We start from the raw sequence: 11,871 nt of genomic DNA, 5'->3' as shown, positions 1-11,871 counted from the left end.
GTCCTCCAGGGCACGGATTTCAGCAATCAAACACGCACCATCCAGCTCAGGCACGCCGCCGCACAAAGCTGCGCCCGCGTCTTCAGTTGCTGGCCTGTCCCCGCAATTACAGGCGCAGTTGCACCCCTCTGCTGCCAGAGCGCCCGCGGCTGACTGAGTACCGTCCATGGCTCAAGTGTCCCGGAAGGCTAAGACATTAATGAGGGCCAACGGAAGCCGGTCAGCCGCTTCGGAGGCCATCGGGGAGGTCCCCACACCGGAGGTAGATCTCGGCACACGACTCAGGACCAGCGCCACTTCAAGGCGCGTCCTGACCATGGCCACCGCGGAACTCAGCTCCTCCAACCGCCGCCAGAATTCAATCCGTCCTGCGTTGCTCTCGGGCAAAGTAACCTCCTCAAGCGCACGGGCGCACATCACGGAGACGCTGCGGAGTTCTTCCGGTCCTTGGTTCCCGTCCATGAACCAACGCTCTCATCGACCTCTGACAAAAAGAGCACGGCGACGACGAGCCCGAGGAACTAGGCTGGAGCGGTGACCCGCCTCATTCTTGCCTCCCAGTCCCCCGCCCGCACCAAGCTGCTCACCGACGCCGGCATCCGGCACGAGATCCTCGTCTCGGATGTCGACGAGGACGCCGTCCAGGCCCGCTACGGCGTCACCGACCCGCATGACACCGCCCTGCTGCTGGCCCGGGCCAAGGCCGAAGCCGTCGCCTCCCTGCCCGAGGCCGACGGCGCCCTGGTGATCGGCTGCGATTCGGTCTTCGAGTTCGACGGCGAGGCGCACGGCAAGCCGTACACGGCCGAGGTCGCCAAAGAGCGGATGCTCCGGATGAGCGGCACCAAGGGTGTGCTGCACACCGGCCACTGGCTCGTCGACTGCCGCGACACCGAGGAGACCGATGAATCGGGGGCCGCCGGCTCCGGCGCAACCCTCGGGCACGTCACCTCAGCCGAGGTCCACTTCATGGAGATGAGTGTCGAGGAAATCGACGCGTACATCGCCACCGGCGAGCCGTTGCAGTGCGCCGGCAGCTTCACGATCGACGGCTACGGCGGGGCGTTCATCCGCAAGGTCGACGGCGACCCGCACGCCGTCGTCGGGCTGTCCATTTCCACCCTCCGCGGGCTGCTGGGCCAGGCGCAGGTGGGCATCACGGAACTGTGGACCACCGGCGCCGCGGATCCCGCCCTGCTCCGGGCCGAGTGAGCTAATTCGCAGAGCTTTGTAGCAACCCTACAAAGGCTTGGCGCTTTACCCGCGGAATCCGCAAGTAATATCGGCGGAACCCACAAAACCGCGCTAGGCTCCCTGAAGGAAAGAAGGAGACGCCTTGTCAGCAAATTCGGAGCAGTCCGCAAATCCCGTGCAGCGATCAGCCCAAGAAGGCACCGCCGCAGTCGCCCATCCGCTGAGCAAGGTGCTGATCGCCAACCGCGGCGAAATCGCCGTGCGCATCATCCGCGCCGCACGCGATGAGGGCATCGCCTCCGTGGCGGTCTACGCGGATCCGGACCGTGACGCACTGCACGTCAAGCTCGCTGACGACGCCTACGCCCTGGGCGGCAACACCGCTGCCGAGTCCTACCTCGTGATGGACAGACTGATTGAGGTGGCCCACCGCTCCGGTGCCGACGCCATCCACCCCGGCTACGGCTTCCTGGCCGAGAACGCCGAGTTCGCCGCCAAGGTGATCGACGCCGGCATCACCTGGATCGGGCCCTCCCCCGCCGCGATCGCCGCCCTGGGCGACAAGGTCCAGGCACGCCACATCGCCGAAAAGGTCGGCGCCCCCCAGGTTCCCGGCACCGCCGACCCGGTCGAGTCCGCCGAGGAAATCCTCGAGTTTGTGGACAAGTTCGGCCTGCCAGTCGCCATCAAGGCAGCCTTCGGCGGCGGCGGCCGTGGCATCAAGGTGGCCCGCACCCGCGAGGAAATCCCCGAACTGTTCGAATCCGCCGTCCGTGAAGCCGTCGCCGCCTTCGGCCGCGGCGAGTGCTTCATCGAGCGGTTCCTGGACGCCCCGCGCCACGTCGAAACCCAGTGCCTCGCCGACGCCTACGGCAATGTCGTGGTGGTCTCCACCCGCGACTGCTCGCTGCAGCGCCGCAACCAGAAGCTCGTCGAGGAGGCACCGGCCCCGTTCCTCACCGAGGAACAGAACCGCCGGCTCTACGAATCCTCCAAGGCCATCCTCAAGGAGGCCGGCTATCTCGGGGCGGGCACCTGCGAGTTCCTCGTGGGCCAGGACGGCACCATCTCCTTCCTCGAGGTCAACACCCGCCTCCAGGTCGAGCACTGCGTCTCCGAGGAAGTCACCGGCATCGACCTCGTCCGCGAGCAGTTCCGGCTGGCCCGCGGCGAGGAACTCGGCTACGGGGACCCGGAAGTCCGCGGCCACTCGATCGAGTTCCGCATCACCGGCGAGGACCCTGGCCGGAACTTCATGCCCGCCCCGGGCACCATCACCCGGCTCGTGAACCCGACCGGTCCCGGCGTCCGGATTGACTCCGGCGTGGAGCAGGGGGACGTCATCAGCGGCAACTTCGACTCGATGCTCTCCAAGCTGATCGTCACCGGCGCCACTCGCCCGCAGGCCCTGCAGCGCGCCCGCCGCGCCCTCGAGGAGATGGTGGTGGAAGGCATCCCCACCGTCATCCCGTTCGACCTCGCCGTGGTCACCAACCCCGATTTCGCCCCCGCCGAGGGCCCCTTCAAGATCCACACCCGCTGGATCGAGACGGCTTTCGTCAACGACATTCCCGCCTGGACGCCGACCGGCACCGAAGCTGAAACGCCCGACGCCGGCGAACGCCAGCGCGTCGTCGTCGAAGTCGGCGGCAAGCGCCTTGAGGTCGTCCTCCCGGCGTCGCTGGGCACCGGAGGGGGCTCCGGGGCCGTCAAACCGGCCAAGGCCAAGAAGCGTTCCCGCAGCGGCGGGGCCGTGGCGGCCGCCAGCGGCAACGCCCTGACTTCACCGATGCAGGGCACCATCGTCAAGGTGGCCGTCCTCGAGGGTGACCTCGTTGCCGAGGGCGACCTCGTGGTGGTGCTCGAGGCGATGAAAATGGAGCAGCCGCTCACCGCGCACCGCGCCGGAATCGTGATCGGGCTGTCCGCCACGGCCGGCGAGACCGTCTCCGCCGGCGCCATCATCGCACTGATCGAGGACGAAGCCGCCGAGTAGCCGTTCGACGGGCGGGACGCAGGCGCGCCTCTGGCGCCCCCGCGTCCCGCCCGTGCAGACTTGGTCTGTGAAACCATTTCTGCTCCTGGCCTCCCGGGCCGAGGACGCCGCCGCCGAGGACGAATACGAAGCCTACCTGCGCTACGGCGGGCTCGAGCCCTCGCAGCTGAGGCGCATCCGGATGGAAGCCGCCCCGCTGCCCCGGCTGGACCTCTCCGAATACTCCGGCGTGATTGTGGGCGGGAGCCCGTTCACGTCCAGCGACCCCGCCGAGCAGAAAAGCGACGTCCAGCACCGGGTGGAGCATGAGCTCGCGGCCCTGCTCGACCGGATCGTGCCCGAGGATTTCCCCTTCCTGGGTGCCTGCTACGGGGTCGGCACGCTGGGCCGGCACCAGGGGGCCGTGATCGACCGGACCTACGGCGAGGGGCTGGGCGGTGTGACCATCACGCTGACGGAAGAAGGGCTGGTGGATCCCCTGCTCCGGGGGCTGCCGGAGAGTTTCACGGCCTTCACCGGCCACAAGGAAGCCTGCACGCTGCTCCCCCCGCACGCGGTGCTGCTGGCCAGTTCCGCTGCCTGCCCGGTGCACATGTTCCGGATCAAAACCAACCTGTACGCCACGCAGTTCCACCCCGAGCTCGATGCGCAGGGTCTGGTCACCAGGATCGACATCTACCGCCATGCCGGCTACTTCCCGCCGGAATCTGCCGAGAGGCTGATGGAGGATGCCCGGCGGTTCACGGCGACGGAATCGATGAAGATCCTGCGGAACTTCGTGGAACGGTACGCGCGCTAACCCGGGCTGTCGCCAGGGGTCCTGCGCTTCTGCCCGGTTGCTCACCGGCACCCTCCCGCAGACACCGAAATGCCCGGCGTGTTCAGTGAACACGCCGGGCATTGTTGTCGGTAACCGGGCTGGAGCGTCAGCCCCGGCCCGGGATCGAGCGTCAGGCGACGTTGTTGGTGTACTCCAGGTCGCGGGTTTCCTTGCTGACGAACAGTGCGATCAGCGTCAGCACCGCCATGGCGGCGAGGTAGACGCCGACCAGCATCGGGCTGCCCTTGCCCAGTTCCCAGAGCCAGACGGCGATGAACGGAGCCACGGCCGCACCGAGGATGCTGGAGAAGTTGTAGCTGATGGCGGAGCCGGTGTACCGGACATTCGTCGGGAACAGCTCCGGCAGCAGCGCACCCATGGGCCCGAAGGTCAGCCCCATCAGGGAGAAACCGATGATCAGCAGGGCCATTGTGCCGACGAAACCGGCGCTGAAGAGCGGAACGAAGAGCAGTCCGAAGGCGATGATGCCGAGGGTCACGGCGATCAGCATCTTGCGGCGGCCATACTTTTCAGCCAGCGGGCCGGAGACCAGGGTGAAGATACCGAAGAACACGACGCCGGCAATCAGCATCCAGAGGAAGTCGTTGCGGGTGTAGCCCAGGCCGGGAACGAATGCGGCGGCCGCGGCCTCGGTCATCGGCTTGCCGGCCTTCTCCGCTGCGGCCTTCGCAGCGTCCAGGCTGGAGGCCCGGGTGCCGTAGGTCAGCGTGAAGGTGGTCATCAGGTAGAACAGCACGTAGGTGGCGAGCATGATGAACGTGCCCAGGATCAGCTGGCGCCAGCTGGTGTTGAAGACCCGGGCCAGCGGCAGCTTGGCGACCTCGTTGGACTCCAGGACCTTGGTGAAGGCCGGGGTCTCGATCAGCTTGAGCCGGACGTAGAGGCCGATGATGACCATGACGGCACTGAGCAGGAACGGCACACGCCAGCCCCATTCCATGAATGCCGCCGGCGACAGGGAGTAGCTGAAGACCAGGAAGATCACGTTGGCGATGATGAAGCCGATGGGCGCACCCAGCTGCGGGAACGTGCCGTAGATGGCACGCTTGTTCGCTGGGGCGTTCTCGGTGGCCAGCAGGGCGGCACCGCTCCATTCGCCGCCGAGGGCAAGGCCCTGGGCGAAGCGCATGACGACGAGCAGTGCCGGGGCCCAGAACTCCCAGCCCGGGACGAGCGCCGTCGGGAGGCAGCCGATGAGGAAGGTGGCAATACCCATGGTCAGCAGCGACGCCACGAGGGTGCCCTTGCGGCCGAACTTGTCACCGAAGTGGCCGAAAATGATGGACCCGAGCGGACGGGCGATGAACGCGACGCCGAACACGGCGAACGAGCTCAGCAGCTGGGTGGTCTCGTTCTGGCCGGGGAAGAACAGCCGCGGGAAAACGAGGACGGCGGCGGTGGCGTACACGTAGAAGTCGTAGAACTCAACGGTGGTGCCAACCAGGCTGGCGACGATGACGCGGCCGCGCGAATTCACTGGTTGGGCGGACCCATGCTCCGTGGAGGTGGCAGTGGATGACATGTAGTAGCGCTTTCATGAGGACCGGACTGGGCCTGCAGGAGGCCGCCCGGAAGAGGATACGTATGCTTACATAATAGGATCCGGCGTCCAGTCACTGGACAAATGTTCCACTATTTGGACGCCGGAGTTTGTCTCACGTGGTGGTCATCACACTACGCCTAACGCAGACCCTCACCCCGCCACGAACACGCCGATAGGCAAACGTCACAGCACGTTAACAAACGGCGAGGCTCCCGGAAACGCGGATTCCCTACCTTGAAAGGACAACATCCCCCAAGGAGGTCCCCGTGACTGCTGAACGCACTGCAGATGCCCCAACCGGCATTTCCCCCACTTTCGACACCGGCACTACCCTTGGCGGTCCCGCCCTTGAGCACCGTCCCGGCCGCTGGATTGCCAACTGGGATGCCGAGAACAAGGAACAGTGGGAGTCCCAGGGACGCACCATTGCCCGCCGCAATCTGAACTGGTCCATCTTCGCCGAGTTCCTCGGCTTCGTCGTCTGGCAGCTCTGGTCGATCGTGGTGGTCCAGCTGCCCGCGGCCGGCTTCACCTTCACCACCTCGGAAATCTTCTGGCTCATCTCGATGCCCAGCCTCGTCGGCGCCACCCTCCGGATCCCCTACACCTTTATGGTCCCCCGCTTCGGCGGCCGCAACTGGACCATCGTCTCGGCCCTGCTGCTGCTGATCCCCTCGATCGGTCTGGCCCTGTGTGTCTCCAACCCGGAGACCCCGTTCGGCACCATGCTGTTCGTGGCCGCCCTCGCCGGCTTCGGCGGCGGCAACTTCGCCAGCTCGATGGCGAACATCACCTTCTTCTACCCGGCCCGCGAGAAGGGCTGGGCGCTGGGCCTGAACGCCGCCGGTGGAAACCTCGGTGCCGCCGTCGCACAGCTTGCTGTCCCGATTGCCATCACCCTGCTGGCCGCCGGCACCGTGAACCTGCCCATGGCCGGCTGGATGTGGGTCCCTTTCATCCTGATCGCCGCGTTCGGCGCCTGGAAGTACATGGACAACCTCACCAGCGCCAAGGGTGACGTCGCGGGCTCGCTCGCCGCGCTCAAGGAACCGCACCTGTGGATCATGGCGCTGCTGTACATCGGCACCTTCGGCTCGTTCATCGGCTTCGCCGGTGTGTTCCCCAAGCTCATCAAGGACTACTTCCCGGCGTTCTCCTCCATCGGAGTCGGCACCGTGGCCCTGTCCCTCGCCTTCCTGGGCCCGCTGGTCGGCTCGCTGGCCCGCCCCTACGGCGGACGCATGGCGGACCGCATGGGCGGCGCCCGGATGACCGTCGCAGCCTTCGCCGCAATGGCCGTCATCACCCTGACCATGGTCTGGACCCTGCCGCTGAAGAACTTCTGGCTCTTCCTGGGCCTGTTCCTGCTGCTCTTCACCGCCAGCGGCTTCGGCAACGGTGCCACGTACCGGATGATCCCGATCATCTTCGCCACCTCCAGCCGGGCAGCCAAGGCAGGCGCCAGCACGGTCACCACCCAGCGCCTCGCCTCCTCCGCCCTCGGCCTGATCTCGGCCATCGGCGCCTACGGCGGCTTCGTTATCCCGCAGGTGCTCAACGCCTCCATCAGCGCCAGCGGCTCCTACACCCCCGCGTTCTACGGCTTCGTCGGGGCCTACGTCCTGATGCTGGCCGTGTGCTGGTTCTGCTACATCCGCCACGCCAGCCGAAACGCGATGGGACACGTCTAACATGACCAACGGCGCCGACACGCACTGCCCCTACTGCGCTCTGCAGTGCGCCATGACGCTCACCACCCCAGCGGCGCTGACCCCGGCTTCCCAGCCGGGGTCAGCCCCCGTGCCGGAGCAGCCCGCCGCCGCCCTCCTGGACGTGGCCGGACGGGACTTCCCCACCAACCGTGGCGGGCTGTGCCGCAAGGGCTGGACCTCGGCGTCGCTGCTGAACCACCCCGGCCGTGTCACCGAGCCGCTGCTCAAGGGCGCCGACGGCGTCCACCGCCCGATCGGCTGGGACGAGGCGCTGGAGCGCACCACCGCCGCCGTGAAGTCCACCCGCGCCCGCCACGGGGCGGACGCCGTCGGAGTCTTCGGCGGCGGCGGGCTCACCAACGAGAAGGCCTACCAGCTGGGCAAGTTCGCCCGGCTGGCCCTGGGCACCTCCCGGATCGACTACAACGGCCGGTTCTGCATGTCCTCCGCCGCGGCCGCCGGGATGCGCGCCTTCGGCCTGGACCGCGGCCTGCCCTTCCCGCTGGAGGACCTCGACGCCGCCAGCACCATCCTGATGCTCGGCTCCAACGTCGCCGAGACCATGCCGCCGTTCGTGCAGCACCTGCAGGGCGCCCGCGACGCCGGCGGCCTGATCGTGGTGGACCCCCGACGTTCCGCCACCGCGGCGTTCACCTCCGACGGCGGCGGCCTGCACCTGCAGCCGCTGCCCGGCACCGATCTCGCCCTGCTGCTGGGCCTCGCCCACGTCGTGATCCACGAGGACCTGGCCGACGCAGGCTACGTGGTAGCCCGCACCGCCGGCTACGATGCCGTGGTCCGCAGCGTCGCCTCCTACTGGCCCGAGCGCGTGCAGTCGCTCACGGGCGTCCCGGCCGGGCTGATCCGCGATACCGCCCGCCGGCTCGCCGACGGCTCCCGTCGGGGCGGCAGCTACATCCTCACCGGCCGCGGGGTGGAACAGCACGTCGACGGCACGGACACCGCCACCGCCGCCATCAACCTCGCCCTGCTGCTGGGCCTGCCCGGTTCCGCGCGCAGCGGCTACGGCACACTCACCGGCCAGGGCAACGGCCAGGGCGGCCGCGAACATGGCCAGAAAGCGGACCAGCTCCCCGGTTACCGGAAAATCACCGACCCCGCCGCCCGCGCCCACATGGCCGGCGTCTGGGGCGTGCCGGAATCGCTCATTCCCGGCCCGGGCCTGCCCGCCGTGCAGCTCCTCAAGTCCCTGGGACAGCCCGACGGCGTCCGCTGCCTCTTCGTGCACGGCGCCAATGTGGCGGTGTCCGCCCCGGACGCCAACGCCGTGATCGCCGGACTGCGGAGCCTGGACTTCCTGGTGGTCTGCGATTTCTTCCTCTCCGAGACCGCTGCGGAGGCGGACCTGATCCTGCCCGTCACCCAGTGGGCCGAGGAGGAAGGCACCCTGACCAACCTTGAGGGCCGGGTGCTCCGCCGCCGCCGGGCCCTCGCTCCCCCGCCCGGGGTGCGCAGTGAGCTGTGGATCATGACCCGGCTGGCCGAGGCCCTGGACGCCCCCTCGATGTTCAGCGAGGACCCGGAGACGGTCTTCGAGGAACTCCGGCTCGCGTCCTCCGGCGGCCTGGCCGACTACTCCGGGATCGACTACGCCATGCTGGACCGCGGCGAGGCCGCCTACTGGCCCTACCCCGCCGGCAGCACGGGCACCCCACGGCTGTTCCTGGACTCGTTCGCCCACGCGGACGGGCGGGCCGTATTCACTCCGGTGACGCCCCGCCGTCGTGCTGCGTCTTCGTCTTTCGCGGGCGCCGCTCCCGCTGACCGGGCCGGCAATCGGATGACCCTGATCACCGGGCGGCTGATGGAGCATTACCAGTCCGGCGCGCAGACCCGGCGGGTTCCCGCGCTGGCCGCGGCCCAGCCGGAAGCGCGGCTGCAGATCCATCCGGCAGCTGCCGCCGCGCAGGGCATCGCCGAGGGCGACGTCGTCTCGATTTCCAACGGCCGCGGCGAGGTGTCCTGCCGGGCCGAACTGAGCACGGACATCCGGCCCGAAACGGTGTTCCTGCCGTTCCACTTCCCGGACCTGGAGAGCGCCAACCGCCTCACGGAGGCGGCCACGGATCCGATCTCCGGGATGCCGGAGTTCAAGAACAGCGAAGTCTGGGTCAAGCCCGGCGCTGCCAGTCTCCGCGCCAATGAACTGCAGAAGGAAGGTGCGTCATGACTGAGCGCATTGTTGTTGTGGGCTTCGGGCCGGTGGCCGCGCGGCTGGTCGACGAGCTGCTGCCGGCGGTCCGCAGCGGACTCGCGCACCTGACGGTGATCGGCGAGGAAGCGGAGGCCGCGTACAACCGCGTGCTCGTGGCGGATCTCGGCGTCGGCCGGACCACGGCGTCGGCCCTGGTGCTCTCCGACGCCGCCGCGCTGATTGCCGACGGCGTCGACGTCCGGCTGGGCGTCCGGGTCCGCCGCGTGGACCGCGCCCGGCAGCAGCTGGTCCTCAGCGACGGCACCTCCCCCGGGTACGACCGGCTGGTCTTCGCCACCGGCTCCCGCCCCGTGATCCCCAACCTCACCGGGCTCAACCCGGACCCGGCCGCGCCGGTCCTGCCCACCGGCGTCACCGCGCTCCGGGACCTGCGTGACGCCGCAGTCCTGCAGGCGGCGGTGGCCGGCGGCAAGAGTGTGGTGGTGCTGGGAGGCGGCGTGCTGGGCCTGGAGACCGCCCTCGCCGCGGCCGAGGAAGGCGCCACCGTGACCGTGGTGCACAACGGCCCGCATCCGCTGGGCCGAAACATCGACCTAGGCGGCGGCGCCGTGCTCGCGGCGTCGCTGCGCAACTGCGGCGTGCGGGTGGCCGGCAACGCCCGCTCCACCGGTGTCGAGCACAGCGCGCCCGACGGCGGCTTCTCGGCGCTGCTGCTCGATGACGGGTCCGCGATCGACGGCGACCTGCTGGTCCTCTCCTGCGGCGTGCGGCCGCGGACCGAGCTCGCCGAGGGCTGCGGGCTCTCCACCGCTGCCGGGATCCTGGTGGACCACAAACTCCGGGCACACCACGAGCCGCACATTTTCGCGGTCGGCGACTGCGCCGAGGTCCGCTGCCCCGAACCGGACTGCACTGAATGCCGGACCGCGCGCGGTCCGTCCGGGCTGGTAGGCCCGGGCTGGCGGCAGGCCGAATGGCTCGCCGAGTACCTGACACTGCTGGCGTCCGGGTCGCCTGACGCCGAGTTGCTGGCGGCGCTGCCGGCGGAGCTGCCCGGCGTGGTGGTGCTCAAGGCGCGCGGCATGAACATGGCCGTGGCTGGGGATGTCTGCGCCGACCCGTGGGACGAGGAGGCGTTGACCGCCGGGGCCGTGAACGGCCGGGCCCGGCTGCAGATCGCACAGTGGGCCGATCCCGAGCACGGCCGCTACGTGAAGATGACCACCCGCGCGGGGGTGCTCGAAGGCCTGGTGTCCGTGGGCATGCCCCGCACGGCGGCCGAGCTCGTGCAGCTCTTCGAGCGCGGCGCGGAGCTCCCGGCGGACCGGTCCCTGCTGCTGCGCCTCGACGGCCCGGACCAGGCGGCCGCCGCCGGCGCCGCCGACCCGGAGCGCACGGTGTGCCGGTGCGCCGGGGTCAGCGGGACCAGGATTGCCGCTGCGGTGACCGACGGCTGCGGGACGGTGGCCGAAGTCTCAGGCGCCACCCGCGCCGGGACAGGATGCGGCGGCTGCCGTGACGACATCAAGGGGCTCATCGAAAAGCACTTTCAGGGGGCCGTGGCGTAACGGCTGAGCTTGCGGAGGCACTTTCCAGCCCCGTTCTCGCTGCGGTTCACACCCCGAAATTGCCTACTGACCGGAGGCCCGAACGATGGCATCATCCTTGCCGCTCCAGCAGTGCGGTGAGCCGCTCCACTTGCTCCGATAGTCTGACCAACTCCACCCGCATTGGCGCCTCGACAACCTCAACCTCCGCAGCGGTATGCCTGGTTACCTGCTCCACCAGCCACGACGCCACCGAAGCCGTGACTACGCCCAGGACGGCAATGCCCCCGACCATGAGGCCGGCCGCAACGAATCGGCCCAACATCGTGACCGGGTAGTGGTCTCCATACCCAACCGTTGTTATGGTCGTCAAGGCCCACCACATGGCATCGCCGAAGGTCGATATGTTTGCGCCCTCGACGTTCGACTCGGCGTCGAGGACAGCGAGTGCGCCCGCGTAGGTTAGTAGCGCGGCAGCGCCTAGAACGTAGGTCAGGATGCGCCCCCGTAGGGCGCTTCCCGCAGCCCGGTGGACAACTTTGAGGAGGGTCACAAGCCGGAGCAGACGCAGGGGCCGGAGGATGGGCAGAGCCAGGATTAAGAGCTCGTGAAGGTTTCGAATGAACCATCTGCCCCGTAGTGGCGCCAGCGCGAGGTTGACGATGTAGTCGACAGCGAACAACACCCATGTCGCCCAGACGACCATCTCAATCCAGCCCGCATCTTCTCGCAGGTTGCCAATGACTTGGACGGAGTAAGCCACAAGGAACGCGACAGATGCTAGAAGGAGGGGCCATTCCATATGTCGTCGCCAGAGTTGTTGAGTCATAGGTGCATGCTAAGTCACGGCAGGACCTGCCAC

The 11,871-nt window shown here is 68.4% G+C and carries 8 protein-coding genes; 6 read left to right on the top strand and 2 right to left on the bottom strand.

Features of this window, described 5'->3' with window-relative positions; translation table 11 throughout:
* The first annotated feature begins 534 nt into the window (after positions 1-534).
* From QK291_RS10505 to QK291_RS10495, 3 genes are all read left to right on the top strand, one after another.
* On the top strand, positions 535-1,212 hold the full coding sequence (locus tag QK291_RS10505) for a nucleoside triphosphate pyrophosphatase (protein ID WP_282381477.1): 678 nt from the start codon (positions 535-537) through the stop codon (positions 1,210-1,212).
* 157 nt (positions 1,213-1,369) lie between these two features.
* Positions 1,370-3,190, top strand: a complete 1,821-nt coding sequence (locus tag QK291_RS10500) for a biotin carboxylase N-terminal domain-containing protein (protein ID WP_282381515.1) — start codon at positions 1,370-1,372, stop codon at positions 3,188-3,190.
* Between the two features lie 67 nt (positions 3,191-3,257).
* Positions 3,258-3,989, top strand: a complete 732-nt coding sequence (locus tag QK291_RS10495) for a glutamine amidotransferase (protein ID WP_282381475.1) — start codon at positions 3,258-3,260, stop codon at positions 3,987-3,989.
* A gap of 151 nt (positions 3,990-4,140) precedes the next feature.
* Here the strand turns inward: QK291_RS10495 and QK291_RS10490 are convergent, their stop codons facing one another.
* On the bottom strand, positions 4,141-5,553 hold the full coding sequence (locus QK291_RS10490) for an MFS transporter (RefSeq protein ID WP_282381473.1): 1,413 nt from the start codon (positions 5,551-5,553) through the stop codon (positions 4,141-4,143).
* Between the two features lie 323 nt (positions 5,554-5,876).
* Between QK291_RS10490 and QK291_RS10485 the strand changes: the two genes are divergently transcribed.
* From QK291_RS10485 to QK291_RS10475, 3 genes are read left to right on the top strand one after another with little or no spacing between them, the layout of a single operon-like run.
* A complete protein-coding gene (locus QK291_RS10485; RefSeq protein WP_282381513.1) occupies positions 5,877-7,265 on the top strand; it encodes an MFS transporter in 1,389 nt (462 codons plus the stop codon).
* Position 7,266: 1 nt separating this feature from the next.
* Complete coding sequence (locus QK291_RS10480; RefSeq protein ID WP_282381471.1) at positions 7,267-9,477, top strand: molybdopterin oxidoreductase family protein; 2,211 nt, start codon at positions 7,267-7,269, stop codon at positions 9,475-9,477.
* Positions 9,474-11,030 carry an FAD-dependent oxidoreductase gene (locus tag QK291_RS10475; RefSeq protein ID WP_282381469.1) on the top strand — a complete coding sequence of 519 codons (1,557 nt, stop codon included), beginning with the start codon at positions 9,474-9,476 and terminating at the stop codon, positions 11,028-11,030. The genes QK291_RS10480 and QK291_RS10475 overlap by 4 nt, the downstream gene beginning before the upstream one ends.
* A 91-nt stretch (positions 11,031-11,121) precedes the next feature.
* Here the strand turns inward: QK291_RS10475 and QK291_RS10470 are convergent, their stop codons facing one another.
* Positions 11,122-11,838, bottom strand: a complete 717-nt coding sequence (locus QK291_RS10470; RefSeq protein WP_282381468.1) for a potassium channel family protein — start codon at positions 11,836-11,838, stop codon at positions 11,122-11,124.
* Between the last annotated feature and the right edge of the window lie 33 nt (positions 11,839-11,871).

Source organism: Arthrobacter sp. AL12 (assembly GCF_029960645.1).
Taxonomy (GTDB): Bacteria; Actinomycetota; Actinomycetes; order Actinomycetales; family Micrococcaceae; genus Arthrobacter.
This window is presented reverse-complemented; position numbering and strand designations above follow the sequence as displayed.

What these genes read in the sequence shown, in the direction of transcription:
- QK291_RS10490 (WP_282381473.1), bottom strand. Translation starts at nt 5,553, where the DNA reads ATGTCATCCACTGCCACCTCCACGGAGCATGGGTCCGCCCAACCAGTG.
- QK291_RS10480 (WP_282381471.1), top strand. Translation starts at nt 7,267, where the DNA reads ATGACCAACGGCGCCGACACGCACTGCCCCTACTGCGCTCTGCAGTGC.
- QK291_RS10475 (WP_282381469.1), top strand. Translation starts at nt 9,474, where the DNA reads ATGACTGAGCGCATTGTTGTTGTGGGCTTCGGGCCGGTGGCCGCGCGG.
- QK291_RS10470 (WP_282381468.1), bottom strand. Translation starts at nt 11,838, where the DNA reads ATGACTCAACAACTCTGGCGACGACATATGGAATGGCCCCTCCTTCTA.